The following is a 26,546-nucleotide window of genomic DNA, read 5'->3' on the forward strand; positions in this document are numbered from 1 at the left end:
GCAATATCGAATCGATTCGTTATCGCGGTCGAATCGATGCGACCATGGACGGCGATGAGCGTGGACACTCGAGGCACCCGAGCGGTGGAGCAGGCACCGGCGGTCTCGGCCCTGGGCGGGGTCGAGGCTCCCGCTCCGACCCCGAACCCCGAGGCCCGTGCGACCTCAGCACGAGCATCGTCTGCACACGTGCCGGGTGCGCGGCCGTCGTCCGGCGCGGTGCCGTCGGCAGTGTCCGGGTACCGCCCCAACGCCAAGTACGTGCTGCTGCTGGGCATGATGTGCGCGCTGCCGGCCATCTCGAACGACATCTACGTGTCCTCGCTGCCTGACGTGGCGCGCGACCTGCACTCCACCGCGACCGCGGCGCAGCTCACGATGACGGCGATGATGCTGGGCGGCGCGGTCGGCCAGCTCGTCATCGGGCCGGTGTCGGACCGGTTCGGCCGGCGGATGCCCGTGCTGATCGGCGTGGCGCTGCACGTGCTGACCTCGCTGCTGTGCGCGATCGCACCGAGCATCGGCACGCTCGTCGGCCTGCGCGTCCTCCAGGGCTTCTTCAACGCCGCGGCCAGCGTGGTCGCGATGGCCGTGATCCGCGACCGGTTCGTCGGCTCGGATGCGTCCGGGCTCATCTCCCGGCTCATGCTCGTCATCGGCATCGCGCCGCTGTTCGCGCCGTCCGTCGGCGGCATGATCGCCGGGCAGTGGGGGTGGCGGGGCGTGTTCATCGCGCTCGCCATGTTCGGGGTCGCCCTGTGGGTCGTCGTCTGGCGGCGCCTGCCGGAGACGCTGCCGGCGGCCCGACGACGCGACGGCGGTCTGCGCACGGCGGGACGCGGCTACCTGACGCTCCTCAAGGACCGGCACTTCGTCGCCCTCGCGATCATGCCCGGCCTGGGCACCGCGATCCTCATGAGCTACGTGATCGGCTCGCCGTTCGTCCTGATGGAGGGCTACGGCCTGACGGCGAACCAGTACGCGCTGCTGTTCGCGGTCAACGGGATCGGCCTGGTGGGCGGTGCGCAGGTCAACGCGTGGCTCGTGCGCCGCGTCGCGCCCATCCGGATCGTGCGCGTGGTGCTGCCCGTGTCGCTGTTCTTCACGCTCGTCTTCCTGGCGATCGCGGTGGCAGGCGTCGGCGGGCTGCCGCTGCTGCTCGTCGTGCTCTGGCTGATTCTCGCCATGGTGAACTTCGCGCCGCCCAACGCGTCGGCCATCGCCCTGTCGCGACACGGCGAGATCGCCGGCACGGCGGCGGCCTTCATCGGGGCGACAGGCGCTGCGATCGGCGGCCTCATCAGCCCGCTGACCAGCCTGCTGGGCGGCGACGCGGTGGCGATGGCGGCCGTCATGGTCGGCGCCGCGACGGCTGCGCTGCTCGTCCTCGCGCTGGCGACCCCGGCCTACCGCCGCGACGGCGCCTGGAGCGTCTGACTCAGGCCAGGCGCTGCAGGCGGGCGACCGCCTCGTGCAGCACCTCGTCGCGTTTGACGAAGGTGAAGCGGACCCAGGAGGCCAACGCCGAGTCGGCCGACGAGCCGGCCCGCGTGAACGCGGAGACCGGCACACCGACGACACCGGCGAGCGACGGCAGGTCGCGGCACAGGGCGGCGCCGTCGCCGTGCCCCAGCCGCGAGGCGTCGGCGAGCACGAAGTAGGTACCGTCGGGCCGCACCACGTCGAACCCGGCCGCCGTCAGCCCGTCGCACAGCAGGTCCCGCCGACGAGCGAGCGACGCGGCCAGCTCGTCGACCCACGCCTGCACGCCGGGGTCGCCGAGCGCGAACGCGACGGCCGGCTGGAACGGCGCTCCGGAGACGTAGGTGAGGAACTGCTTGACGGTCCGCACGGCGTCGACCAGGTGCGCGGGGCCGTGCACCCAGCCCACCTTCCAGCCCGTGAAGGACAGGGTCTTGCCGGCCGACGAGATCGTCAGCGTCCGCTCCGCCATGTCCGCCAGGGTCGCGATCGGCACGTGGGGAACCCCGAACGTCAGGTGCTCGTAGACCTCGTCGGTCACGACGATCGCGTCGTGCTGCCGCGCGAGCCGGGCGACGACGGCCAGCTCGTCGGGCGTCAGCACCGTGCCTGTCGGGTTGTGCGGCGTGTTGAGGAGCACCAGGCGCGTGCGGTCGGTGAACGCGGCCGTCAGCGCCGCCTCGTCGAGCCGGAAGCCGTCGGGCGTCGCGGCCAGCGGGGCGGTGGTGTGCGTGGCGCCGGCCATCGCGATCACGGCGGCGTAGGAGTCGTAGAAGGGTTCGAGCGTGAGGACCTCGTCGGCCGGGCCGACGAGCGCCAGGACGGCCGCCGCCAGCGCCTCGGTGGCGCCCGTCGTCACGAGCACCTCGCGGTCCGGGTCGACGACCAGGCCGTAGTGCCGCCGCTGGTGGTCGGCGATCGCGTGCCGCAGCGCCGGGATGCCCGGGCCGGGCGGGTACTGGTTGGCGCCGTCGGCGATGGCGGCCCGGGCCGCGTCCGCGACGGACGCAGGGCCGTCCACGTCGGGGAAGCCCTGACCCAGGTTGATCGCACCCGTGCGCACGGCCAGTGCGCTCATCTCCGCGAAGATCGTCGCGCGCGGGGTGCCGTCGTCGGCCAGGAGGCCGGTCGCGTGGGCGACGTCGCGCCAGCGGGAGGTCATGCCCGCAAGGGTAGGGGAGAGGTCAGTACGTCCCGCTTGCCGCGGCTCAGTACATCCCGCTTGCCGCAGCCACACCGACGAGGATGACGAGGCCCACGGACGCGAACGCGGTCACGACCCACCACTCCACGTGGTGGTGACGACGTACTTCCCGACGAGCGGCCATACCTCCAAGATCGGCAGGTGCGGCGCCACGTACAACCCGCCACGGCGCTGAGCGCGGAAATCACCCGGACGGGTGCAAGATCCGGTCGTCCGCTGACACGCGACGCAACGGATCGCCGCTGCCCCGCGAGCCCGCTCGTCAGGAGTGCGCCGAGTCCAGCTTGCCGGCGAGCTGCTGCAGCTGGTCGGACAGCGACTGGATGCCGTCCGCAGCCGAGCCGGACGCGTCGTCCTTCGCCGCCTCGAGGTTCTTCTGCGCCTCGTCGACCTTCGCCTTGGCGTCGTCGAGAGCCTGGTCGCTGTTCGCGTTGGCGTCCTTGGCGGCCTCGTCCAGCGACGACTGCGCGTCCTGCACCGCGCTCTGCGCGGAGTCGACGGCGGCCTTGGCCTGTGCGTCGGCGTCGGAGAGCTGGGCCTTGAGCTCGTCGACCTTCGCGCGCGCCTCGTCGGCGGACGCCTTGGCCTCGTCGACCTTGGCCTGGATGCTGTCCACGGCCGAGCGGGCGCTCGCCGCCACGTCCTTCGCGCGCTGCGAGGCCGCGTCGATGTCGTCGTCGGAGCAGCCCGCCAGCGTGAGGGCGGCGAGCAGGGGTGCGGCGACGAGCAGGGCGCCGACGCGCGTGGTGCGGGGCAGGGACACGAGGACCTCCGGGGTTCGAGGGACACAACGGTGCAAGATCACGCGGTCCGGAGCAACCCGAGAAAACCGCAACGTCCGAGCAACGGGTCGCGATAGCGACCAGTTCCTCGGACGTTGCGGGTGGGGGCGCCCCGCCCGGTGACAGGGTCGGGCGGGGCGCCGGCGAGCAGGGGGCGGGAAGGGGCCGGCACGAGGGGGAGGGAGCCGGCCCCGACCCTCAGGCCGGCTTCTGCTCGCTCCGGCGGCCCCGGACGTCCTCCAGCGACGTGCCGTAGTAGGCCGCGGTCAACAGGTCCACCATGTCGTCGATCATCGGCATCCGCGGGTTGGCGGGTGCGCACTGGTCCTCGTAGGCGCCCATGGCCACCTCGTCGAGCCGGCCGATGAACGACGCCTCGTCGACACCCTGCGCCTGGAAGGACGACGGGATGCCGACCTTGCTGCGCAGCGCCTCGACGGCGAGCGCGTACGACTCGACACCCTGCGCCGGCGTGGCCGCAGGCAGGCCGAGCATCGCGGCGATCTGCTGGAACCGCTCGGGGGCGACGTAGTGCTCGTACTTCGGCCAGCTCGTCAGCTTCGTCGGGACCGTGCCGTTGTAGCGGATGACGTGCGGGAGCAGCGTCGCGTTGGTCCGGCCGTGCACCAGGTGGAACGTGGACCCGGTGACGTGGGCCATGGCGTGCACGATGCCGAGGAACGCGTTGCCGAAGCTCATGCCCGCGATGGTCCCGGCGTTGTGCATCTTCTCGCGGGCGTCCTTGGTTGCGGGGTCGTCGGGCGACCCGTTCACGGACTGGGCGAGGTTGTCGAAGATCAGCCGGATCGCCTGCAGGGCCATGCCGTCGGTGAAGTCGTTGGCGTAGACGCTGACGTAGGCCTCGGTGGCGTGCGTCAGGGCGTCGAACCCGGAGTCCGCCGCGAGCGACGCGGGCATCTTGGCCGTCAGGACGGGGTCGATGATCGCGACCGACGGGGTCAGCGCGTAGTCCGCGAGCGGGTACTTCTTGCCCGCGTCAGGGTCGGAGATGACCGCGAACGGCGTGACCTCGGCGCCCGTGCCCGACGTGGTCGGGATGCAGACGAGCTGCGCGAGGTCGCCCAGCACCGGGAACTTGAAGGCGCGCTTGCGCACGTCGAAGAACTTCTGCTTGAGGTCGGAGAAGTCGATCTCCGGGTGCTCGTACAGCAGCCACATGACCTTCGCAGCGTCCATCGGCGAGCCGCCGCCCAGCGCGATGATCGTGTCAGGGCGGAAGTGCCGCATGCTCGCGGCCCCCTTCTGCACGGTGCGCACGCTCGGCTCGGGCTCGACCTCGTCGATGATCTGCAGCGCGACCTTCGTCTGGCGGCGGTTCAGGACGTCGATGATCTTGTCGACGAAGCCGAGGGTCGTCATGGTCGCGTCGGTGACGATCGTGACGCGCTCGACGTCGGGCATGTCCGCCAGGTAGCGGATGGCGTTCGGCTCGAAGTACGTCTTGGCCGGCACCTTGAACCACTGCAGGTTGTTGTTGCGGCGTCCGACGCGCTTGATGTTGATGAGGTTCACCGCCGAGACGTTGTTGGACACCGAGTTGTGGCCGTAGGAGCCGCAGCCCAGCGTCAGGGACGGGATGAAGGCGTTGTAGATGTCGCCGATGCCGCCCAGCGAGGACGGGGCGTTCTCGATGACGCGGATCGCCTTGACGCGGCGGCCGAACTCCTCGGTCAGCGCGTGGTCGCGGGTGTGGATCGCGGCGGAGTGACCCAAGCCGTCGAACTCGACCATCTGCTCGGCCAGGCTGATGCCCTGCTCGGTGGTCGACGCGCGCAGCACGGCCAGGACCGGCGCGAGCTTCTCGCGGGTCAGCGGCTCGGCGGGGCCCACCTCGGAGACCTCGGCCAGGATGATCGACGTGTCGTCGGGCACGCTGAAGCCCGCGTTCTGCGCGATCCACTGCGGCGACTGCCCGACGACGGCCGGGTTGAGCTTGGCCCCGGCGCAGTTCTCGCCGGCCTCGACACCGAAGATGAACTTCTCGAGCTGGGCCTTCTCGGCCGGCGTCGCCCGGTAGGCGTGCAGCACGGCGAACTCGGCCATGGCGGCGTCGTAGATCTCGTCGTCCAGGATGACGGCCTGCTCGCTCGCGCAGATCATGCCGTTGTCGAACGCCTTGGACAGCACCACGTCGTTGACGGCGCGCTTGAGCTTGGCGGACCTCTCGATGTACGCGGGCACGTTGCCGGCGCCGACGCCCAGCGCGGGCTTGCCGCACGAGTACGCGGCCCGGACCATCGCGTTGCCTCCCGTGGCCAGGATCATCGAGACCCCGGGGTGGTTCATGAGGGTGTTCGTGGCCTCGATCGACGGCGTCTCGACCCACTGGATGCAGTGCTCGGGGGCGCCCGCCGCGACGGCCGCGTCGCGGACCACGCGCGCGGCGGCCACCGACGAGGCCTGCGCGGCCGGGTGGAACGCGAAGATGATCGGGTTGCGGGTCTTCAGTGCGATCAGCGACTTGAAGATCGCGGTCGACGTCGGGTTGGTGACCGGCGTGACGCCGCAGATGACGCCGACGGGCTCGGCGATCTCCGTGATGCCGTTGAGCTCGTCGCGGTGGATGACGCCCACGGTCTTGAGGTCGGCCATCGAGTTCGTGACGTGCTCGCACGCGAAGATGTTCTTCACGGCCTTGTCCTCGAACACCCCGCGCCCGGTCTCGCGGACCGCCGCCTGCGCCAGGACGCCGTGCTGGTCGAGGGCCGCGACGGACCCCTTCTTCACCAGCTGGTCGACGTCCTCCTGCGTGAAGCGGGCGTACTCGGCGAGGGCCTTCGTGGCGTTCGCGACGAGCTGGTCGATCGCGTCCGCGGTGGGCGCCTCGTTCGGCGCAGTGGACTTCTTCGAGACTGCCTTGCTCACAGTGGCGCTCACCGTGGGGCTCCTGGGTGTCGGTCGAGTGGTGTCGTCGGCCGGTTGCTGGAGCTCTCGGCTGACATCTCCGACGCTAGGGAGCATTCGTCCCATGATCCTGGGGCGAAGGTCCCGATCAGGGCAGCGACGGCGACGTCGTGGCCTTCGTCGGGGCCACGACCGGGACCTCAGTCCCCGATGCGCTCCACCCAGGACGACGACAGCGCCTCGTCCTCCAGGTCGAGCTCGCGCAGCATCCGGCGCATGACGGTCTCGTCGAGCTCGCCCGCGTCGCGGCGTTCCATCAGCACGTCGCGTTGCGCGGAGACGATGGCGCGGCGCAGCTTCTGCGTCCGGCTGGCCTCCTCGGCACCGGGCAGCTGGCCGGTCGCCGGCCGGCCGGCCGGTCCCAGGCCGTGCGCGCTGTCGGTGGCGTCGACGCCGTCGGGGAGCAGCTCGTCGGCGTTGTCGGGGTCGAGCATGACGGCGGCCGCGGCGGCCCGCCCTCGCCAGATCCCGGAGAGCCGGTCGATCGCCTTGTCCGCCTTGGCCTCGCCCATCAGCTCGGTCCATTCGGGTCGCTGCTCCTCGAGCAGGTCCTGCACGGCGGCGGAGGTCGCCACCCGGGTGGCCGCCTCCTGCGCGTCGTCGTCGGCGACCTCGGCGCTCGAGCCCACGCGCAGCCGCCGGATGACCCAGGGCAGCGACAAACCCTGCAGCAGCAGCGTCCCGATCGCCACGGTGTACGCCGCCAGCTGGAGGGTCGCGCGGTCGGTGAACGGCTCCCCGTCGACGGTCGCGGGGATGGCGGCCGCCGCGGCCAGCGTGACGACGCCGCGCATGCCGGCCCAGGACACGACAGCCGACTCGCGCGCGGACAGCGCGTCGTGCACCGGTCGGTGCGAGCCAGGTAGTCGCAGGTTGTCGAAGGGGGCGGTCAGGAAGACGTAGAGGGGCCGCACCAGGATCGCGACGGCGAGCACGGCGGCGGACAGCACGAGCCCGTGCGCGAGGCCCTGGTCCGACGCCATCACGTCGCGCACCACCCACGGGAGCTGCATGCCGATGAGCGCGAAGGTGAACGACTCCAGCAGCAGGTCGAGGGTCGACCAGAGCGGTCCCTCGTAGAGGCGCGTCGCGTACCCGGCACGGGGAGACGTGTGGCCCAGGTAGAGGCCCGCCGTCACGACCGCCAGCACGCCCGACCCGTGCAGGCCCTCGGCGGCCCAGTAGGCGGCGAACGGCGTCAGCAGGCCGATGGCGGAGGCGACGACGGGGTCGTCCAGGTGCATCCGCACGAGGTGCACCATCCAGCCGAGCACGAGCCCGATCGCGACACCGGCGACGACCGCCAGCGCGAACGTCGCGACGCCCTCGCGCAGCGCCCAGGCGCCCGTCGCGGCGCCGGTCAACGCCACCTTGTACAGGGTCAGCGACGTGGCGTCGTTGATCAGGCTCTCGCCGGTGAGCAACGTCATCACCCGTCGCGGCAGGCCGAGCCGTCGGCCCACCGCGGACGCGGCGACGGCGTCGGGCGGTGCGACGACGGCTCCCAGAACGAGCGCGACGGCGAACGGCGCCGCCGGCTCGAGCCACCAGAAGACGAGCGCCACGGCGGCCGCCGTGACGAACACGAGCCCGACCCCGAGCCGCGTGATCGAGTTCAGCGAGGCGCGAAAGTCACGGTACGACGAGGCGAGGGCGGCCGAGTAGAGCAGCGGGGGCAGGACGAACTGCAGGATGATCTCGGGGTCGACCTCGTAGCGCGGCACGGCGGGCAGCAGCGAGACCGCCAGGGCGACGCCGACGACGACGAGCGGCGCGGGCCAGCCGCGCCGCCGGCACCAGGCGCCGACGAGCACGGCCCCCGCCACCAGCAGGAAGACCTCGACGTGCTCCAACGACCTGCCTCCGGTGTCCGCGAACGATGGTCCATCGTCGCAGCCGAGACCGTGTCCGTCCTGGCAGGGACGTGTGCCCGGGCCGTGCCGCGCCGGAATCCTGCGAAGGTGGGTGGTCAGGCGGGCATGCGTCCGTGCAGCAGGTCGTCGAGCGTCACGGTGTCGAGCATCCCGTGCAGCCTCTCGTCGAGCAGCGTCCACAGCGACGGCAGGTGCCGAGCCGGCCCGCGGTAGGACAGGTCGGCCGCGGGCGTCGCGCGGACGGTGACGAACGGGCCGTCGAACAGCGAGACGACCCCGCCCAGGTGCACCTGCGACGCCGGCCGGGCCAGGTGGTAGCCGCCGTGCGCGCCGCGGCGGCTCGCCACGTACCCGTGCTTGCGCAGGTCGTTGAGGATCGCCTCGGCGTAACCGTGCGGCAGGCCCTGCGCCGTGCTCATGGCGTCGGCGCTGAGGACGTCCGGATCGCGTTCAGCCAGCAGCAGCAGGGCCTGGACCGCGTAGTCCACGCGTGCCGAGATGCGCATCGTCGGGCCTCAGGCGGTTCGGCCGGCGGGAGCGGGCGCCGCGTCGGGCTCGGATGCGGTCGCGTCGCCGGTCTCGATCGCCTCGCTCGCTGGGCCGCCCGACGACGCCGCCACCGGCACGGTCGTCCCGAGCGCCCGCAGCCACACGGTCTGCCCCTCACGGATCCCCAGGTCGTCGACCTGTGCCCGCGTGAGCTGGACCCACGGCGTCGACCCGTCGGCGGCGCGCGCCTCGGCCCGAACCTCGTGCCCGACGCGGTGCAGCCGGGTGAGCTCGACCTGGTGCGACCCGGCGCGGTCGTCGGGCAGCACCTCGATGTCGTGCGGTCGCACGAGCACGCCGCCCAGGCGCGTCACCGGGCCCAGGAACGACATGACGAACTCGTTGGCGGGCCGGTCGTACAGCTCGCTCGGCGGCCCGACCTGCTCGATGCGGCCACCGTTGATGACGACGATCTCGTCGGCCACCTCGAGGGCCTCCTCCTGGTCGTGCGTGACGAACAGGGTGGTCACGTGGACCTCGTCGTGCAGGCGCCGCAGCCACTCCCGCAGCTCCTTGCGCACCTGCGCGTCCAGCGCACCGAAGGGCTCGTCGAGCAGCAGGACCTCGGGCTGGACGGCGAGCGCGCGGGCCAGCGCCATGCGCTGACGCTGCCCGCCGGACAGCTGCGACGGCAGGCGGTCGGCGAACTGCTCCAGGTGGACCAGGCGCAGCAGCTCGTCGACGCGCTCGCGGACCTCCGCCTTGGGCCGCCGACGGATCTCGAGGCCGAACGCGACGTTGCGGGCCGTCGTCAGGTGCTTGAAGGCCGCGTAGTGCTGGAAGACGAAGCCCACGCTCCGCTTCTGCGGCGGCAGGTCGGTGGCGTCACGGCCCGCGATCTCGATGCGGCCGCTGTCCGGCTGGTCGAGGCCGGCGATGATTCGCAGCAGCGTCGACTTGCCCCCGCCGGACGGGCCCAGCAGCGCGGTCAGGCCGCCCGGCTTCACGGCCAGGTCGATGTCCCGCAGCGCGGCGAAATCGCCGAACGACCGGTTCACTCCACGCACGACGATGCTCATGACTTCTCCTGGTCGGGCCGCAGGGCGGCGATGACGACGATCAACGACACGGCGATGGCCATCAGGACGAACGCGGCGGCGAAGGCCTGCCGCTGCGCGTCGGGGCCGAACTCCTGGTAGGAGTCGTTGACGTAGAGGGTGAGGGTCTGCGACGTCCCGGCCACCGAGCCGGAGACGACGCGGACGGCGCCGAACTCGCCGAGCGAGCGGGCCAGGCTGAGCGCGACGCCGTAGGCGAGGGCCCACCGGATCGTCGGCAGCGTGATGCGGCGGAACCGCTGCCAGGCGTTCGCGCCCAGCGACTGAGCGGCCTGCTCCTGCTCCAGGCCGGCCTCCTCGAGCGTCGGCACGACCTCACGCAGGACCAGCGGCAGCGAGACGAGCACCGTGGCCAGCACCATGCCGGGCACGGCGAAGATGATCTGGAAGCCGGCGCGCTCGAGCGCGGGACCGAACCAGCCGTACGTCCCGTAGACGAGGATCAGGGCCACGCCGACGACGACGGGTGAGATGGACACCGGCAGGTCGATGACGGCGCTCATGAGCCGCCGACCGGGGAACCGGTAGCGCGTGAGCAGCAGCGCCATGCCCACCCCGAAGATCGTGTTGAGGAGGACGGCGATGCCGGCGACCTCGAGCGTCAGGCGCAGCGCCGCGAGGAAGTCGGGCGAGCGCAGGACGTCGAGCACGGGGCCCAGGCCGTCGGCGAACGTGTGCTGGACGACGGATGCCACCGGCAGCGCGACCAGGGCCAGGATGTAGGCGAGCGCGATCAGGCGCAGGACCCAGGCCGTGCGCGTGGTGCGGCGCCGCCGTCGTGGCGGGGCGGCGGGCGCTGTCGTCGTCTGGCGCGTGAGCGTGTCAGTCACGACGGGCCGTCCGGCGCTGGACCACGTCGAGCAGGACCAGGACGACGACCGCGAGCCCCAGCAGCAGAGTCGCCACGGACGCGGCGGCCACGGGCTCGGCCGACTCGATCATCTTGAGGATGTAGGACGAGGACACCTGGGTCTTCCCGATCAGGTTGGCGGAGATGAGGATGACGGACCCGAACTCGCCGAGCGCGCGGGCGAAGCTGAGCCCGGCGCCGGAGACGACGGCCGGCAGGACCGTCGGCAGGATGACGCGGCGGAAGGTGGTGAAACCGGACGCGCCCAGGGACGCGGCTGCCTGCTCGACCTCGCGGTCGGCATCGATCAGCACGGGCTGCACGGACCGCACGACGAACGGCAGCGTGACGAACAGCAGCGCGAGCACGACTCCGGCGCGCGTGCCGACCAGGTTGATCCCGAACGGCCCGCTGGGCCCGTACAGGGTGATGAGGACGAGCCCCGCGACGATCGTCGGGAGCGCGAACGGGATGTCGATGATGACCTCGACCACGCGCTTGCCGGGGAACGAGTCGCGCACCAGCACCCACGCGATGAGCGTGCCCATCACGGCGTTGACCACGGTCACCAGCGCCGCGGCGCCGATCGTGAACGTGATGGCCGAGCGTGCCTCGGGGTCGGTGATGGCGTCCCAGAAGCCGGCGATCCCGTCGTCGAACGCCGTCGAGACGATGGCCGCGATGGGCAGCAGCACCAGCAGCGTCAGCCACAGCACGCCCACGCCCAGGCCCAGCCCGGCACCGCCGGTGACCGCGCCGGGGCGACGCCCCCTCCGTGCGGGAGGGGGCGTCACCCGGTCGAGCTCGGAGAGCAGAGTCATCAGCCGCGCAGCTTCGTGACGAGGCCGTTCTCCTTGTCGAACAGCTCGTCGTTCACGGTGCTCCAGCCGCCCAGCTCGTCGACCGTGTACACCTTGGTGGGCGTCGGGAACGGGTTCGCCGGGTCGTTGGCGCCCTGGACGTCACCGTTGGGCTTCACGCCGCTGACGGAGCGGAAGCCGTGCGAGATCAGGACCTGCTGGCCGGCGTCGCTGCGGACGTAGTCGAGGAAGTCCTTGGCCTGCTGCGAGGCGGTTGTCGTGACGGCCGCCGGGTTCTCGATGAGGAACGTCGTGTCCGGGACGACGTAGTCCAGGTCGACGCCCGACGCGCGGGCCGCGATGGCCTCGTTCTCGTACGAGATCAGCACGTCGCCGGTGCCCTTGACGAACGCGTCGGTAGCGGTGCGGCCCGAGTCGTTCCAGCTCACGACGTTCTTGACGAACTTGCCGAGGTAGTCCTCGGCCGCCGCCTTGTCGTTGTTCGCGCCCAGCGCCTGCGAGTAGGCGGCCAGCAGGTTCCACTTGGCCGAGCCGGAGGTCCCCGGGTCCGCGGTCACGATGCCGACGCCGGGCTTGATGATGTCGTCCCAGCTCTTGATGCCCTTGGGGTTGCCCTTGCGGACGGCCAGCACGACGACGGAATCGGAGACGATGCCCTTGTTCGCGTCCCCGGCCCAGTCCTTGGCGACGAGCCCGGCGTCGACGATGTTGTTCACGTCGGGCGTGAGCGACAGCGCGACGACGTCGGCCTTCTGCCCGGCGATCACGGCGCGGCTCTGCGCGCCGCTGGCGCCGTAGGAGCCCTTGATCGATGTGCCCTTGCCGGCGTCGGTCTGGGCGAAGCCCTTGCCCAGGTCCTCGTAGGCGGACTGGATGACGGCGAAGCCGACGAGGTCGATGGCCTTGCCGGACCCGGCGCCGGCGGTGCTGGACGCGTCGTCCTTGGTGTCCGAGGAGCACCCGGCCATCGCCAGGGACGCGGCGACGGCAACGGCGGCGACTCGGGACGGCGTGCCGGACAGCGCCCGGCGGAGGGTGGACTTCATGGTCAGGTGACTCCTCGTGAAGGTCGGGGCTCGGGGTATTCCGAGGTATCCGATCAGAACGGTCGGAATTTAATACCCGACTGGATCGGTGGGACAAGCCCTGTCCGTATCGCGGGACACGGTGCTCGGGTGAATCGAGCCACCTCGACGTCGATCTCGACGCGAGCGCGGCTACGGTGGCTCTGGCGAAGGGAGGGCGACAGCGGTGTTGAGCCTCCGCCAGGCACTCGGGACCGCGGTCGTGCTCGTTCTCGGTGCCTGCTCCGCAGCACCGGCCGGGGACGGGATCGCGGGCCGCCTGGTCGCGGTCGACGACACCGGGCTGCGGGACGTCGCGATCGACGGCGGCTGGATCGCCGCCCTGCCCCTGGCCGACGCCGACGGTCTCTGGCGCGGCGGAGGGCTAGCGGGTGAACCTGGTGATCTGGGCCACGTCGAGATCCCGATCGACGATTCCACGCTGTCCGGCGTCGAGGCTGTCGTGGCGCCGGTCGACGAGCGCGGGCGCTTTCGGCTCGCCGCACCGCCGGGCCCCACGCTGATCTGCCAGCTGCGACCGGCAGGCACGGGAGAGCACATGATCACGCGAGGATGCGCCGCACTCGACATGCCGGAGGCCGGGCTCCTCATGGCGACCTTCGGCGAGGGCGGCTTCTTCGTCGAAGCCTCGTGACCTCGGGAGAGCAACGCGGCGACGTCGGCTCCATCGTGCCCCGAGGAGCAGCTAGGCCACCGCGGCCAGCGAGACTCGCAGCGCGTCGAGCTCGCTCGCGAGGTCCTCTGCCGGGTAGGCACCTGCCTTCGACGGCAGGAGGTCTCGAGTCAGGCGTGCGGTGTCCGTCAGGGCTGTGGCCAGCCAGCTCCGGACGGACTCCTTCGTGTCGAGTCCCTGCGGAACCGAGTGCCAGACGACGAAACGGCGCTGCTTGCGTCCGATCATGCCTGGCTGCACGCCGGTGAACTCGGGTTCGCGGAAGTTGTGCCAGGACCTGAAGGCGATGTCGACGGCGTAGTCGTTGTCGTCGGTCCGAGGCGCGAACTGCCGCACCTCGCGCATGACGGCCAGGAGCGCGGACTTGGCTGGACCCCACTCTTCGATGATGCCGCCGGTGATGATGGCCACGAGCGGAGAGTGTGGCCCGCTCGCCGCCCTCTGTCACGTCCTGCGGATGTGCTGAGACATCACACGGTGCGCCTGAAAGGATTCGAACCTTCGACCTTCTGCTCCGGAGGCAGACGCTCTATCCACTGAGCTACAGGCGCGGGGCACCGGCGAGCGGTGCGGCGTCGAGACTACCAGCAGTCTTCGTCTCGCCCAGCAGCGCGGACAGGTACAGGGACGTCTCGCGGGCGGCGCTGTCGGCGTTGCCGGCGACGATGGCGTCGACGAGACCGTCGTGGGAGTCGTGGCCGTGCACGTCGGTGACGAAGTTGAACCGGATGTTCGCGCCGATCGCGTCGATGAGGTTCTCGTACAGCGACATCAGCACGGGGTTGCCGGCGGAGCGGACGATCGCGCGGTGCAGGGCCAGGTCGGTGGCAACCATCGCGTCGATCTCGCCGGCGAGGTACGCCGCGGAGCGCTCGTCGCGGCGCTCGCGCAGCGTGGCGACGTCGGCGGGCGTCCGCCGACGAGCCGCGAGGCGGGCGGCCTCGATCTCGAGCGCACGACGCACCTCGACGACCTCGCGCTGGCCGGCGTCGGCGATCTGGCGGCTCATCGAGACCGCGGCCTCGGACGTCGACAGCACGTAGGTGCCCGATCCCTGGCGGCGTTCCAGCAGGCCGGCGTGCACGAGTGACTGCACGGCCTCGCGCACCGTGTTGCGGCCGGCGCCGAGCTGCTCGACGAGCGCGGGCTCGGGCGGGATGCGCGTGCCGACGGGCCAGTGGCCGCTGGTGATGTTGGCGCGCAGGCGCTCGACGGTCGAATCGATCAGACCGGTGCGTCGGGGCATGCGGGTTAGGCTCGCTGTCCAGGCATGCCGTGCAGTCAACACCGGCAGGTCACGGGTCCGCCAGACCCAGTCCACGATCACGTCCAGGAGTCACCCGTGCAGTCAGCCGCGCCCGCACCCTGGCGGGGTCGGATCGTGGTGCTGGTCGGTGTGGTGCTCGTCGGCCTCAACCTGCGCATCGCGGTCGCGGCGGTCTCGCCGATCATCGACGTCGTCCGCCAGGACATCGACTTCTCGCCCACGCAGGTGGGCCTGCTGGGCACCGTCCCGGTGCTGTCGTTCGCGGTGTTCGGCTCCCTGGCCACGCCGCTCGCGCGGAAGATCGGCCTCGAGCCGGCGATGGTGGCGGCGCTGCTGATCTCCGCGGTCGGCGAGGTGGTGCGCGCCACGACCCACGGGCCGCAGGCTTTCCTCGCCTGGTCGATGATCGCGCTGGCCGGGATGGGCATGGGCAACGTGCTGCTTCCGCCGCTGGTCAAGCGGTACTTCCCGGACCGCATCGGGGCGGTGACGGGCGCGTACTCGGTCGCGTTGTCCATCAGCACGGCCGTGCCCCCGCTGTTCGCGCTGCCGCTCGCGCGGGCCACCAGCTGGCGTGTCGCGGTGGGCGTCTGGGCGGTCGTCGGGCTCGTCGCGGCGGTGCCGTGGGTCGTCGTCATCGTCCGGTCCGCTGCCGCGCGAGCACGGTTGGCGACCATCCTGCGCCGGGCGCCCGCCCCGCACGGCCCCGCGGCGCTCGGCGAGACGAGCGGCGGCGAGGTCCGGGTCGTCTGGCGCTCGCGGCAGGCCTGGGCGATGGTCGTCATGTTCGCGATGAACGCGCTGGGCACGTACGTCGGGTTCGCGTGGCTGCCCACGCTCCTGGCGGACGCCGGGCTCCCGGCCGACGAGGGCGGGCGATGGCTCGCCGTCTTCGCGGTGCTCGGCGCCCCCATGTCCTTGTTCGCCCCGGTGCTCGCGCAGCGGATGCGCAACCCGTACCCGGTCGTCGTCGCGTTCGTCGCCTGCTGGGCCGTCGGCTACGCGGGCCTGTGGGCGGCACCCGCGCACGGCACGGCGGTGTGGATGGTGCTGCTGGGCATCGGCCCGTCGTCGTTCCCGATGCTGTTGGCGCTGCTGGGTCTGCGCAGCACCACGCCGGCCACGGCGGTGGCGCTGTCCGGGATGGTGCAGGGGACGGGGTACGTCGTGGCGGGGCTCGGTCCCATCGGGATCGGCGTGCTCTACGAGGCGACGGGCGGCTGGCACGCGCCGATCGGCGTGCTGCTGGCGTGCCTCGGGGTGCTGCTGGTCGCGGCCTGGTTCGCCTGCCGGCCGACGATGATCGGGCCGGAGCCGGCCGTGGATGAACGCGCTGACGCGGCCGACGTCCCCGGTAAACTCCCCGGGTGACCCCCGAGCAGCTCGCCCAGGCCATCACGGCCGCCCTGACGCAGGCCGTCGACGACGGCACCTTCGCCCTCGACCCCGCGGACGTCCCCGCGACGGTCCACCTGGAGCGACCGCGCCAGCGCGAGCACGGCGACTGGGCCACCAACGTCGCGCTGCAGCTCGCGAAGAAGGCGGGCACCAACCCGCGCGCGTTCGCCGAGACGCTCGCCACGCGCCTCACGGCGACGTCGGGCGTCGCGTCCGTCGACGTCGCGGGCCCTGGCTTCCTCAACATCCGCCTCGACGCAGCCGCGGCCGGCGAGCTCGCGCGCTCCGTCGTCGAGGCCGGCGAGGCCTACGGCCGCGGCGACTCGCTGGCCGGCGTCAAGGTCAACCTCGAGTTCGTCTCCGCCAACCCCACGGGCCCGCTGCACATCGGCGGCGTGCGCTGGGCGGCCGTCGGCGACAGCCTGGCGCGCGTCCTGACCGCGTCCGGCGCCGACGTCACGCGCGAGTACTACTTCAACGACCACGGCGCGCAGATCGACCGGTTCGCGCGCTCGCTCGTCGCCCGCGCCCAGGGCCGTCCCGCGCCCGAGGACGGCTACGGCGGCGAGTACATCACCGAGATCGCCGAGCAGGTGATCGGTGACGCCGTCGCGGCCGGCGAGCCGGACCCGCGCACGCTGCCCGACGACGAGGCCACCGAGGCGTTCCGGGCCCGCGGCGTCGAGCTCATGTTCGCCGAGGTCAAGTCCTCGCTGCACGAGTTCGGCGTCGACTTCGACGTCTACTTCCACGAGGACTCGCTGCACGAGTCGGGCGCGGTGGACCGGGCCATCGACCGGCTGCGGGAGCTCGGCCACATCTTCGAGGCCGAAGGTGCGACGTGGCTGCGCACCACCGACTTCGGCGACGACAAGGACCGCGTCATCATCAAGTCGGACGGCGAGGCCGCCTACATCGCGGGCGACATCGCCTACTACCTGGACAAGCGCGAGCGCGGCTTCGACCGCGTCTTCATCATGCTGGGCGCCGACCACCACGGGTACGTGGGCCGCATGATGGCGGTCTGCGCGGCGTTCGGGGACACCCCGCACGTCAACCTCGAGCTGCTGATCGGTCAGCTGGTCAACCTGGTCAAGGACGGCCAGCCCGTGCGGATGTCGAAGCGCGCGGGGACCGTCGTCAGCATGGACGACCTGGTCGACGCCGTGGGCGTGGACGCGGCCCGCTACGCGCTGTCGCGCTCGTCGACCGACTCCCAGATCGACCTGGACCTCGACCTGCTGGCCAAGGCCACCAACGAGAACCCCGTCTTCTACGTGCAGTACGCCCATGCGCGCACGGTCAACGTGGCGCGCAACGCGGCCGACGCGGGCGTGCGCCGCGAGGACGGCTTCGACGCCGCCCTGCTCGACCACCCGTCCGAGGCCGTGCTGCTGGGCCAGATCGCCGAGCTGCCGCGGATCGTCGCCCAGGCGGCGGACCTGCGCGAGCCGCACCGCGTCGCGCGCTACCTCGAGGAGCTGGCCGGCGCGTACCACAAGTGGTACGACCAGCGCCGGGTCACGCCGTTCGGAGACGAGGAGGTCAGCGACGTGCACCGCACGCGCCTGTGGCTCAACGACGCCACGCGCCAGGTGCTCGCCAACGGCCTCGCGCTGCTGGGTGTGTCCGCGCCGGAGCGGATGTGACGACGACGATCCCCGGCGAGCCCTGGTCCACGGGGGTCGCCCGGGACGGTGCGGGCGTCGCGTCCGTGGCCGGTGTCCCGGTCGCGGACCTCGCGGCTCAGCACGGCACGCCGGCGTACGTGCTCGACGAGGGCGACCTGCGCGGGCGGGCGTCGGCGTACCGGCGCGCGTTCGAGACGGCGTTCGCCGAGATCGGCGCGGGCGTCGACGTGTACTACGCCGGCAAGGCGTTCCTGTCGCTGGCCGTCGCGCGCTGGGTGCACGACGAGGGCCTGCGCGTCGACACGGCGTCGGGCGGCGAGCTCGCGATCGCGCTGCGCGCGGGCGTGCCGGGCGCGCACATCGGCCTGCACGGCAACAACAAGTCCGACGACGAGATCGTCACCGCGCTCGACGCCGGTGTCGGCCGGATCATCGTCGACTCGCTCGTCGAGATCGAGCGCGTGGCGGACCTGGCGGGGGCGCGCGGCGTCGTCGCGCCGGTCATGGTCCGCGTGACGACGGGCGTGCACGCGGGCGGGCACGAGTACATCTCCACGGCCCACGAGGACCAGAAGTTCGGCCTCTCCATCGCCCCCACTCCCGCAGCGTCCGAGCAAGTGGTCGCTGCAGCAGCCACTTCCTCGGACGCAGGAGGTGACAGTCCTGCGATGCGCGGGCTGCTCGCCGTGCTGGCGCGGCCCGAGCTGCACCTGCTGGGCATCCACTCGCACATCGGGTCGCAGATCCTGGACCCCAGCGGGTTCGAGGTCGCGGCGCGCGCGGTGCTCGAGCTGCGGGCCGCGCTCGCGGAGCGCACCGGCGTTCTCGTCGACGAGGTGGACCTGGGCGGCGGCTACGGCATCGCGTACCTGCCGGGGGAGGTCGCCCTCGACCCGGACCGGATCGCCAAGGACGTCGCGGCCTCGGTCGCGGCCAGCGCGGCCGACGTCGGCACGCCGCTGCCGCGCTTCTCCATCGAGCCCGGCCGCGCGATCGTCGGCCCCGCCGGCCTGACGCTGTACACCGTCGGCACGGTCAAGCCGGTGCGGATCGACGACGGGCGCACGCGCACCTACGTCTCCGTGGACGGCGGGATGAGCGACAACATCCGGCCCGCGCTCTACGGAGCGGCCTACCACGCGGAGATCGTCGGGCGGCTGTCCGACGCCGAGCCCGTGCTGGCCCGCGTCGTCGGCAAGCACTGCGAGAGCGGCGACATCGTCGTCCACGAGGTCCAGCTCCCCGGCGACGTGCGCGCGGGCGACCTGCTGGCGGTGGCGGCCACGGGTGCGTACGGGCGCTCGATGGCGTCCAACTACAACCAGGTCCCGCGCCCGCCGGTGGTCGCGGTCCGCGACGGCGGGTCCCGCGTGCTGATCCGCCGCGAGACGATCGCGGACCTGCTGGCCCTCGACGAGGGCTGACGCCCCGGTCCTCGTCAACGCTCTGCGAATGTTCGCCGCAGCGCGACATTCGCAGAGCGTTGTCGCTTTCCGGGGGTGTGATCGGCGCCCCACGGACGGGCAGTTCTGAGGTAAGGCTTACGTAAGTTAGGGTCTCCTTTGTCGCCCGGTCATCTTCCGGGCCCGGACGACGAGGAGTGGCCGAGGGATGCGCGCGCGCCAGGGGACCATCCAGGGGCGGTTCGTCCGTCGTGCGACCGCGCTGGCCTCTGCGGCTGCGCTGGCACTCACGCTCACGGCGTGCGGCGGCGGTGCGGCCGCGACGGGGGCGGCGAGCGCCGAGGGGGGCGTCCGACTGGCTGACACGCAGCCGGTCGCGGACCCGCGTGCGGTCTCCGGTCCGTCGAGCGCGGTCGTCGCCGACAGCGCGCTGAGGCCCGTGGCCGACGACCCGACGCCGACGCTGCCCGCGACCGTCACCGACGCGCAGGGCACGACCGTCACCGTCACGGACACCAGCCGCATCCTGGCCCTCGACATCTACGGCTCGACGTCCCGGATCGTCTACGAGCTGGGCCTCGGCGACCATGTCGTCGGCCGCGACACGTCGTCGGCTTACCCGGAGATCGCCGACAAGCCGCTGGTCACCCCCAGCGGTCACGAGCTGTCCGGCGAGTCGATCCTGGAGCTCGCGCCCACCGTGATCATCACCGACACGAGCCTGGGCCCGTGGGACGTGATCCTGCAGATGCGCGACGCCGGCATCCCGGTGGTCGTCGTCGACTCCCACCGCGGCACCGACAACGTCGGCGCGCTGATCCGGCAGGTCTCGGACGCGCTGGGGGTGCCCGACGAGGGCGAGAAGCTGGCCCAGCGCACGGAGAAGCAGGTCGACGAGAAGATCGCCCAGATCGCAGCCGTCGCGCCCACGGAGACGGCCGACAAGCTGCGGATCGTCTTCCTCTACGCACGTGGCCAGGCGGGCGTCTACTACATGTTCGGCAAGGGATCGGGCGCCGACGCCCTCATCGACGCCGTCGGCGGGATCGACGTCGCCTCCGAGATCGGCTGGGACGGCATGAAGCCGATCAACGACGAGGGCCTGGTCAAGGCCGCGCCGGACGTCATCCTCATGATGACCAAGGGACTCGAGTCGGTGGGCGGCGTCGACGGCCTGCTCGAGCGGCTGCCCGCCGTGGCGAACACGCCCGCGGGGGAGAACCGCCGCATCGTCGACATGGACGACACGCAGGTGATGAGCTTCGGCCCGACGACGGCCGACGTCCTCGACGCGCTCGCGGTGGCGCTCTACGCGCCGGACGAGTCGGCCGCCTCGTGACGCCGACGACGACCGCAGCACCGACGCCGACGACGAGCCCGTCCGCGGCAGCGCCCACCCGAAGCCGCCGCGTCCCCGCGCTCTTCGTCGGGCTGTCGGCTGCGCTGCTGGTCCTCGCCGTGATCTCGGCCGGGATGGGCCAGCTGTCCGTGCCACCGGCCGAGGTGGTCGGCTCGCTGCTGCACCACCTGGGTCTCGAGGTCGGCCCCGTGCCCGCGCACCCCAACGGCGACGCGGCGCTGTGGACCATCCGGTTCCCGCGCGTCGCGATGGCGTTGCTGGTCGGCGCGGCTCTGGCGACGGGCGGCGCGCTCATGCAGGGCGTGTTCGGCAACCCGCTCGCCGACCCCGGCGTGGTGGGCGTCAGCTCCGGTGCGGCCGTCGGTGCGTGCTCGGTGATCGTGTTCGGGCTGACGTTCCTGGGGCCGTGGACGGTGGCCGCGACGGCGTTCGTCGGTGGGCTGCTCACGACGATCCTCGTCTACGCGACGGCGCGCGAGAACGGCCGCACCGAGGTGGTGACCCTCGTGCTGACCGGCGTCGCGGTCAACGCGGTGGCCGGCGCGGCGCTCGCCCTGCTGACCTTCCTGGGCGACACCCAGGAGCGCGAGCAGATCGTGTTCTGGCAGCTCGGGAGCCTCAACGGCACGCGCTGGCCGTACGTCGCGGTGGTCGCGCCGATCGTCGCCGTCGGCATCGCCGGCGCCGTGCTGGTCGCCCGGCGCCTGGACCTGCTGGCGCTCGGCGAACGGTCGGCCCGCCACCTCGGCGTCGACGTCGAGCGGCTGCGGGTGGTCTGCATCGTGCTGGTCGCGCTGCTCACCGCGGGCGCCGTGGCGTTCTGCGGCATCATCGCCTTCGTCGGGCTCGTCGTGCCGCACCTGGTCCGGATGGCCGTGGGCCCGGGCCACAGCGTCCTGATCCCGGCCAGCGCGCTGGGCGGAGCGGTCCTGCTGCTGGCCGCCGACCTGGTCGCCCGCACCGCCGTGCCCTACGCCGACCTGCCGATCGGCATGCTGACCGCGCTGGTGGGCGGTCCCTTCTTCTTCTGGCTCATCCGCCGCACGCGACGCAGCGCGGGGGGCTGGGCATGAGCGCCGTCCTGCAGGCCCGCGGCGTGCGCGTGGCGTACGGGCCGACGACGATCCTCGACGGTGTCGACGTCGACGTGCACGCCGGGCAGGTGCTCGCGCTCGTCGGGCCCAACGGCGCCGGCAAGTCCACGCTGCTCTCGGTCCTGGCGGGGGACACGGTGCCCGACACGGGCGACGTGCGCCTCGACGCGCTCGACGTGCGTGCCATCCGGCTCGACGAGCTCGCCCGCCGTCGCGCGGTGCTGCTGCAGGAGAACCGGCTCTCGTTCCCGTTCCCGGTGCGTGACGTGGTGGCCATGGGGCGAGCGCCGTGGCGTGGGACGGACGCGGAGGACGACGACGACCGCGTCGTCGGCGCCGCCCTCGCGACGGCCGACGTCACGCACCTCGCGGCGCGCACGTACCCGACGTTGTCCGGCGGTGAGAAGGCGCGCACGTCGTTCGCCCGCGCGCTCGCGCAGGAGCCCGGCGTCCTGCTGCTCGACGAGCCGACGGCCGCCCTCGACATCCGTCACCAGGAGGCGCTCCTGGTCGAGTCGCGCGACCGCGCGCGGGCGGGCGCGGCGGTCGTCGTCGTGCTGCACGACCTGACCCTGGCCGCCGCCTACGCCGACCGCGTCGTCGTGCTCGCGGACGGCCGGGTGCGCGGCGACGGCCCGCCCGTGGACGTCTTGACGTCCGCGCTGGTCAGCGACGTCTACCAGCACCCCGTCGACGTCTTCACCCGCCCCGGCAGCGACGAGCTCGTCGTCCTGCCGGTGCGTACCCCCGCACGCCGGCCCGTCGCGGCCGGGAAGGAGTCCCGATGAGGCGCCTCGCCGCGCTGCTCGGCCTCGCGCTCGTCGCGGCCGTCGTCCTGCCCGCCGCGCCCGCGTCCGCTGCAGCCCGCGTGACCGTGACCAGCAAGGCCGGCTCCGCGATCGCGGACAGCACCTACTCGACCACCGTGACGGTCCGTGGCAGCGGCTTCCAGTCGGTCAAGGGCGGGTTCGGCGGCATCTACGTGTTCTTCGGGTGGGTCGACGACCCGTCGAGCGGCTCGTGGCGTCCCAGCCGGGGCGGCGTGACCGGTGACGACTACCTCTACGTGCCGGACTCCGAGTCCAAGGACAACCAGGGCTTCCAGAGGTTCGTCGCGTTCCCCGGCTCGTCCACGGAGAGCTCCGCGAACGGCGGCGAGATCTCCGCGTCCGGTTCATGGAAGACCACGCTCGTCATCCCCGGCCCCACGTTCCAGGCGGCGGACCGTTCCGGCAAGGTCCGCACCGTCGACTGCCGCGAGCTGACCTGCGGCGTCCTGACGATCGGCGCACACGGCGTGACGAACAAGAACAACGAGACGTTCACGCGCGTGCGGTTCACGACGACGAAAGACGCGACGAGCGGTGCGCAGGCGGCGCCGACGAAAGGCGCGCCGAGCGCTGCGGGCACGAGCGCGGGAACGGGCGCGGGCGCGGGCGGCGGGTCGGGCGACGCGCCGACCGGTGCAGCGTCGCCGGGCGCGCAGCCCAGCCCGTCGTCGTCGGCCGCCGCAGCACCCGACGTACCCGCCACGCTGGGCGTCTCGCAGGACCAGGTGGTGGTCGGCCGCGTCCTGTCGTTCACGGGCCAGGGGTTCCAACCGGGCGAGCAGGTGGTCGGCACGCTGGGTGCAGGCCTGGCGGCCGTCGGGCCCCTGACCGCCGGCGCGCAGGGCGAGGTGGCCGGCGTGGTCCAGCTCCCCGCGGACCTGCGCCCCGGCACGCAGGCGTTCACGCTCGACGGGGCCGCCTCGGGTCGCAGCGCCGCCGTGGAGTTCACGGCGATCGCCGACCCCGTCTCCGCGGCGGCCGCCGCGAACGCGAGCACGCAGCCGGTGTCGAGCTCGTCGCCCTGGGCGGTCGTGGTCGGCGTCGTCGCGCTGCTGCTCCTCGCCTTCGTCGTCGCCTCCTTCACGTCCGCCCGACGACGGCGGCGGCGACGTCGGCCGACGACGCCGAGGCCCGGGGCGACGGCATGAGGCGCGACCGACGGCTCGGCCGGGTGCGTGGTCTGCGGGCGTTCGCGGCGGTCGGCATCGCGCTCGTCGGGGCGGCTGCGGCCGTGCCCGCCGCGCTGGCCGACGACTCGGTCTCGGTCCAGGTCGAGATCCCGGCGGCGGGCCGTCTGGCCGTGTCCGACGCGCAGCTGCGCTGGGGTCTGAACGCCGAGTCGAGCAGCGGCGCGCACGCGTTCGGCTGCAACTTCCTGTCCGCGGGCGCCGCGGGCGACGCGGGCAGCTCACGGGCGTGGACGAAGGCCGACGGGCTGTACCGGGCGACGGCGGCCGACGTGCGCGTCGAGAAGCCGGGCGCGGACGGACGCATGCGAGTCGCCACCTGGGACACGAGGTGCCAGGACCGCACCGGGGCGACCGTGACGTCGTCGGCCACGTCCACGACCACCGAGAGCGAGGTGGTGATCGACGCGGGCGGCGGCTACGTCGACCAGGGCGAGCGGAGCGCGCGGATCGCGTGGAAGGGCTCGTTCACGGTCGTCATGTACGGCGGCCTGACGTACTGGTCGGCGACCGACCCGGTCCTGACGGTCGTCGACGGCGTCGGCACCCTGACCGCCACGGGGTCGGGGTACGCCGCCGACCGCGAGGATGCGTCGCGCTGGTTGCCACTCGAGGCGCGGACCATCACGCTCGCGCGCTTCGCCCACGTCGAGCTGGGCGCGACGGGCTTCGTCGTGACGCCGGAATACGTGGGTGTGCGCGGCTCGTCGGCCCAGGCGGCCAGGACGTCCGCGAACGCGGCGTACTGGGGGTCGTTCCCGGCGGACTTCGTCGCGTTCCAGGTCGAGACCGGGCAGTCGTCGTACTGGTACACGAGCGGCGGTGAGCGTGATCGGTTCAAGGTCGCGCTGCCGGTGACGGTGAGCTTCGACGCCGACGACCCCGTCGCGCCGCCGGCTCCCGGACCGGGCGCGACGGCCGCGCCGAGCCCGCAGCCGACGAACGCGGTCACGACGCCCCCGGCCGACGATCCGGGCAACGACCCGACATCCTCCGGGGCCCCGCCCACGCCGGGCGGGGGAGGCCCGGCCTCGGGCGGTCCGGGCACGGGTGCGCCGCTGCCGGGGACGGGCACACCGCTGCCCACGTCGCCGGGCGGGTCGTTCGCCGCGACCGCCGCGTCGACGGTGCTGGCCGCGACCCCGCTCATCCCGGTGGCGCAGCACGTGGGCGGCTGGCTGGGGGACCGGGACCCGTTGCTGCTCGGCTCGCTGGGGTTCGTGGCGGTGGTCGGGACGGTCGCCGCGGCCGGCTTCGCCAGGGGCTGGCTCGTCGTGCCGTGGTTGTGACCCGGACGGGCGATTGCGATTCTTGATTAGGCAAGGCTAACCTCAGTACGGACCTCGGGGCTCTCACCCTGCACTCGCCGTGCGTCCACGACGAAAGGACGAACCTCGTGAAGACACGAACCGGATGGGCCGCGCGTGCGGTCGCCGGTACGGGCGTAGCCGCGCTCGTCGCAGCCGTCGCCCTGACGGCCGCCGCCCCGGCCACCGCAGCCGACGGGCGGGAGGTGACCGCGAGCAGCGGTGACCTGCACTGGGGCTTCCGCTCCAGCTTCCGCAACTACGTGGGCCAGCAGATCGCGGCCCTGCCGCCGGTCGGCGCCGTGGCCGTGGGCCAGCGCATCACGGTCGGCGCACCCGCCACGTTCGACACGTCCGGCACCCCCGCCTGGGCGGCCAGCACGTCGACGCCCAACGAGACGCTGCCCTACCTGTTCCCCGCGTCCGGTGGCTCGGTCGAGTCGGCTGACGACCTGCGTATCCAGACCGCCGGCTCGGTCGTCTACGCCTTCCCCTCCCACGCCTTCACGGTGACGGTCAAGGATGTCGCGGTCGTCGTCGCGGACGGTGTCGCGTCGCTCGAGGGCGACCTGTCGGTCGTCATCCCGGAGAACGGCGCGGCCCTCGGCTACACACCCGGGACGTACGGCGGCGACGACGTCAAGATCGGCACGGTCACGACGGCCGACGTCGACGTGGACGGCGACTCGGTCACCGTCTCCGGCACGGGCGTCAAGCTCAGCGCCGCCGGATCGGCCGCGCTGCAGGGCTTCCTCAACGCGGGCGACGCGCTCGACGACTTCTCCGTCAGCGCCGACCTCGACGCGGCCCCCGTCGCCTGGGACCCGAAGATCACGGTCTCCAAGGTCAGCGGCTTCGACCCGGCCGGCACCGAGTCGGTCACCGTCACGGGCACCGGTTTCGACCCGCAGGCCAACCTCGCCACGGGTCGCCCGCCGGTCGCCAACGGCAAGCCCACCGGCGTCTACGTCACGTTCGGCCGGTTCGCCGACGTCTGGCGTCCGTCCGCCGGCGCCGCGTCGGGTGCGCGTGCGGTCACGAGCCAGAAGTGGGCACTGCCCGAGCCGTCGTTCACGCAGGTCGGCACGGACTACCCGAGCCAGGCCCCGGCCCTCGTCACGATGTCCGACGACGGCTCCTTCACGGCCACGCTCGACGTCAAGGCGTCGACCGCGACCTCGGGCCGCTACGGCATCTACGTCTACGCCGCAGGGGGCGCTGCCGCCAACGCAGGCCAGGAGATCTTCGTGCCGATCTCCTTCGCCGGTGACATCAGCGTGGGCGTCGACGTGCCGGAGGGGTCCACCGACCCCGAGCCGGAGCCCGGAGTCTTCTCCTGGACCATCAGCGGCTCGGGTGCGGTCAGCCTCGGTACCGCGGCGGCCACCACCAACGGCTTCACGGCCACGGGCGCGCTGCCGACCATCCAGGTCAAGGACACCCGGGAGAACGCGCCGGCGTTCTCGATCGCCGGCCAGATCGGCAACTTCACCACCGCGGACGGGTCGCACTCGTTCGGTGGCCAGGCGCTCGGTTGGACGCCCAAGCTCACGGCCAACACCGTGGGTGCGGTGGCCGGCACGGTCGTCGCGCCCGGGACGTCCGCCACGGCGGGTCTGCGGACGACGAGCACGCTCGTCTCCGGCGCCACGGGCCACGCCCTCGGTGACGTCACCGTGGGGGCCGACCTCAACCTGGTCGCCCCGGCCGACGCCGCTCCCGGCAGCTACACCGCCACGCTGACGCTCACCGCGCTCAGCTGACAC

General features: G+C 72.5%; 22 protein-coding genes and 1 tRNA gene. 11 read left to right on the forward strand and 12 right to left on the reverse strand.

From position 1 onward, the window contains the following. Positions 1-54: 54 nt before the first annotated feature. Positions 55-1,437, forward strand: coding sequence for a multidrug effflux MFS transporter (locus IC607_RS12450; RefSeq protein WP_225224834.1), 1,383 nt, complete (start codon positions 55-57; stop codon positions 1,435-1,437). Between the two features lies 1 nt (position 1,438). Here the strand turns inward: IC607_RS12450 and IC607_RS12455 are convergent, their stop codons facing one another. From IC607_RS12455 to IC607_RS12495, 9 genes are all read right to left on the reverse strand, one after another. Next, positions 1,439-2,644, reverse strand: a complete 1,206-nt coding sequence (locus IC607_RS12455) for a pyridoxal phosphate-dependent aminotransferase (RefSeq protein WP_191787666.1) — start codon at positions 2,642-2,644, stop codon at positions 1,439-1,441. Between the two features lie 304 nt (positions 2,645-2,948). Further along, a complete protein-coding gene (locus IC607_RS12460; RefSeq protein WP_370526185.1) occupies positions 2,949-3,449 on the reverse strand; it encodes a hypothetical protein in 501 nt (166 codons plus the stop codon). Between the two features lie 217 nt (positions 3,450-3,666). Next, a complete protein-coding gene (adhE, locus tag IC607_RS12465; RefSeq protein WP_370526186.1) occupies positions 3,667-6,366 on the reverse strand; it encodes a bifunctional acetaldehyde-CoA/alcohol dehydrogenase in 2,700 nt (899 codons plus the stop codon). Positions 6,367-6,533: 167 nt separating this feature from the next. Further along, a complete protein-coding gene (locus IC607_RS12470; protein ID WP_191787667.1) occupies positions 6,534-8,246 on the reverse strand; it encodes a sodium:proton antiporter in 1,713 nt (570 codons plus the stop codon). Positions 8,247-8,362: 116 nt separating this feature from the next. Continuing rightward, on the reverse strand, positions 8,363-8,773 hold the full coding sequence (locus IC607_RS12475; protein WP_191787668.1) for an Rrf2 family transcriptional regulator: 411 nt from the start codon (positions 8,771-8,773) through the stop codon (positions 8,363-8,365). Between the two features lie 9 nt (positions 8,774-8,782). Next, positions 8,783-9,835, reverse strand: a complete 1,053-nt coding sequence (locus IC607_RS12480) for a sulfate/molybdate ABC transporter ATP-binding protein (protein ID WP_191787669.1) — start codon at positions 9,833-9,835, stop codon at positions 8,783-8,785. Continuing rightward, positions 9,832-10,704 carry a sulfate ABC transporter permease subunit gene (locus IC607_RS12485; protein ID WP_191787670.1) on the reverse strand — a complete coding sequence of 291 codons (873 nt, stop codon included), beginning with the start codon at positions 10,702-10,704 and terminating at the stop codon, positions 9,832-9,834. The genes IC607_RS12480 and IC607_RS12485 overlap by 4 nt, the downstream gene beginning before the upstream one ends. Further along, complete coding sequence (gene cysT / locus IC607_RS12490; protein WP_191787671.1) at positions 10,697-11,545, reverse strand: sulfate ABC transporter permease subunit CysT; 849 nt, start codon at positions 11,543-11,545, stop codon at positions 10,697-10,699. Before cysT ends, IC607_RS12485 begins: the two co-directional genes overlap by 8 nt. Continuing rightward, the gene (locus tag IC607_RS12495) at positions 11,545-12,591 is read right to left on the reverse strand and encodes a sulfate ABC transporter substrate-binding protein (protein ID WP_191787672.1); all 1,047 of its coding nucleotides are present in this window, start codon (positions 12,589-12,591) and stop codon (positions 11,545-11,547) included. Before IC607_RS12495 ends, cysT begins: the two co-directional genes overlap by 1 nt. A gap of 205 nt (positions 12,592-12,796) precedes the next feature. Here IC607_RS12495 and IC607_RS12500 point away from each other — a divergent pair, with 205 nt between their 5' ends. After that, entirely contained in the window at positions 12,797-13,264 is a 468-nt protein-coding gene (locus tag IC607_RS12500) for a hypothetical protein (protein ID WP_191787673.1), read from the forward strand. A 51-nt stretch (positions 13,265-13,315) separates the two neighbouring features. Here IC607_RS12500 and IC607_RS12505 read toward each other — a convergent pair whose 3' ends face one another. The 3 genes from IC607_RS12505 to IC607_RS12515 form a co-directional block, all read right to left on the reverse strand. Beyond that, positions 13,316-13,714 (reverse strand): hypothetical protein, encoded by a 399-nt coding sequence (locus IC607_RS12505; RefSeq protein ID WP_191787674.1) that lies wholly within the window; start codon positions 13,712-13,714, stop codon positions 13,316-13,318. Positions 13,715-13,781: 67 nt separating this feature from the next. Next, positions 13,782-13,854 (reverse strand) — tRNA-Arg (locus IC607_RS12510). Beyond that, on the reverse strand, positions 13,845-14,549 hold the full coding sequence (locus tag IC607_RS12515) for a FadR/GntR family transcriptional regulator (protein ID WP_191787675.1): 705 nt from the start codon (positions 14,547-14,549) through the stop codon (positions 13,845-13,847). The genes IC607_RS12510 and IC607_RS12515 overlap by 10 nt, the downstream gene beginning before the upstream one ends. Before the next feature lie 96 nt (positions 14,550-14,645). On the opposite strand from IC607_RS12515, the gene IC607_RS12520 reads away from it, so the two are divergent. From IC607_RS12520 to IC607_RS12560, 9 genes are all read left to right on the forward strand, one after another. Further along, the gene (locus IC607_RS12520) at positions 14,646-15,941 is read left to right on the forward strand and encodes a CynX/NimT family MFS transporter (RefSeq protein WP_370526189.1); all 1,296 of its coding nucleotides are present in this window, start codon (positions 14,646-14,648) and stop codon (positions 15,939-15,941) included. Beyond that, positions 15,938-17,617: an arginine--tRNA ligase gene (argS, locus tag IC607_RS12525; protein ID WP_191787677.1), complete on the forward strand. Its 1,680-nt coding sequence runs from the start codon at positions 15,938-15,940 to the stop codon at positions 17,615-17,617. The genes IC607_RS12520 and argS overlap by 4 nt, the downstream gene beginning before the upstream one ends. Further along, positions 17,614-19,023 (forward strand): diaminopimelate decarboxylase, encoded by a 1,410-nt coding sequence (gene lysA / locus IC607_RS12530; RefSeq protein ID WP_191787678.1) that lies wholly within the window; start codon positions 17,614-17,616, stop codon positions 19,021-19,023. Before argS ends, lysA begins: the two co-directional genes overlap by 4 nt. 187 nt (positions 19,024-19,210) lie before the next feature. Further along, on the forward strand, positions 19,211-20,341 hold the full coding sequence (locus tag IC607_RS12535; protein WP_191787679.1) for a hemin ABC transporter substrate-binding protein: 1,131 nt from the start codon (positions 19,211-19,213) through the stop codon (positions 20,339-20,341). Further along, positions 20,338-21,435 carry an iron ABC transporter permease gene (locus IC607_RS12540; protein ID WP_191787680.1) on the forward strand — a complete coding sequence of 366 codons (1,098 nt, stop codon included), beginning with the start codon at positions 20,338-20,340 and terminating at the stop codon, positions 21,433-21,435. The genes IC607_RS12535 and IC607_RS12540 overlap by 4 nt, the downstream gene beginning before the upstream one ends. Next, a complete protein-coding gene (locus IC607_RS12545; protein ID WP_191787681.1) occupies positions 21,432-22,244 on the forward strand; it encodes a heme ABC transporter ATP-binding protein in 813 nt (270 codons plus the stop codon). The genes IC607_RS12540 and IC607_RS12545 overlap by 4 nt, the downstream gene beginning before the upstream one ends. After that, positions 22,241-23,434 (forward strand): hypothetical protein, encoded by a 1,194-nt coding sequence (locus IC607_RS12550; protein ID WP_191787682.1) that lies wholly within the window; start codon positions 22,241-22,243, stop codon positions 23,432-23,434. Before IC607_RS12545 ends, IC607_RS12550 begins: the two co-directional genes overlap by 4 nt. Further along, positions 23,431-24,762 (forward strand): hypothetical protein, encoded by a 1,332-nt coding sequence (locus tag IC607_RS12555; RefSeq protein WP_191787683.1) that lies wholly within the window; start codon positions 23,431-23,433, stop codon positions 24,760-24,762. The genes IC607_RS12550 and IC607_RS12555 overlap by 4 nt, the downstream gene beginning before the upstream one ends. 107 nt (positions 24,763-24,869) lie before the next feature. Next, positions 24,870-26,543, forward strand: coding sequence for an HtaA domain-containing protein (locus tag IC607_RS12560; protein ID WP_191787684.1), 1,674 nt, complete (start codon positions 24,870-24,872; stop codon positions 26,541-26,543). Positions 26,544-26,546: the final 3 nt, after the last annotated feature.

Origin of the sequence: Cellulomonas sp. JH27-2 (genome assembly GCF_014837175.1) — a bacterium.
Lineage (GTDB): Bacteria > Actinomycetota > Actinomycetes > Actinomycetales > Cellulomonadaceae > Cellulomonas.

Coding starts and splice junctions, on each gene's coding strand:
- IC607_RS12450 (WP_225224834.1), top strand. CDS start 55: ATGAGCGTGGACACTCGAGGCACCCGAGCGGTGGAGCAGGCACCGGCG.
- IC607_RS12455 (WP_191787666.1), bottom strand. CDS start 2,644: ATGACCTCCCGCTGGCGCGACGTCGCCCACGCGACCGGCCTCCTGGCC.
- IC607_RS12475 (WP_191787668.1), bottom strand. CDS start 8,773: ATGCGCATCTCGGCACGCGTGGACTACGCGGTCCAGGCCCTGCTGCTG.
- IC607_RS12480 (WP_191787669.1), bottom strand. CDS start 9,835: ATGAGCATCGTCGTGCGTGGAGTGAACCGGTCGTTCGGCGATTTCGCC.
- cysT (WP_191787671.1), bottom strand. CDS start 11,545: ATGACTCTGCTCTCCGAGCTCGACCGGGTGACGCCCCCTCCCGCACGG.
- IC607_RS12495 (WP_191787672.1), bottom strand. CDS start 12,591: ATGAAGTCCACCCTCCGCCGGGCGCTGTCCGGCACGCCGTCCCGAGTC.
- IC607_RS12515 (WP_191787675.1), bottom strand. CDS start 14,549: ATGCCCCGACGCACCGGTCTGATCGATTCGACCGTCGAGCGCCTGCGC.
- IC607_RS12535 (WP_191787679.1), top strand. CDS start 19,211: ATGCGCGCGCGCCAGGGGACCATCCAGGGGCGGTTCGTCCGTCGTGCG.
- IC607_RS12545 (WP_191787681.1), top strand. CDS start 21,432: ATGAGCGCCGTCCTGCAGGCCCGCGGCGTGCGCGTGGCGTACGGGCCG.
- IC607_RS12550 (WP_191787682.1), top strand. CDS start 22,241: ATGAGGCGCCTCGCCGCGCTGCTCGGCCTCGCGCTCGTCGCGGCCGTC.
- IC607_RS12555 (WP_191787683.1), top strand. CDS start 23,431: ATGAGGCGCGACCGACGGCTCGGCCGGGTGCGTGGTCTGCGGGCGTTC.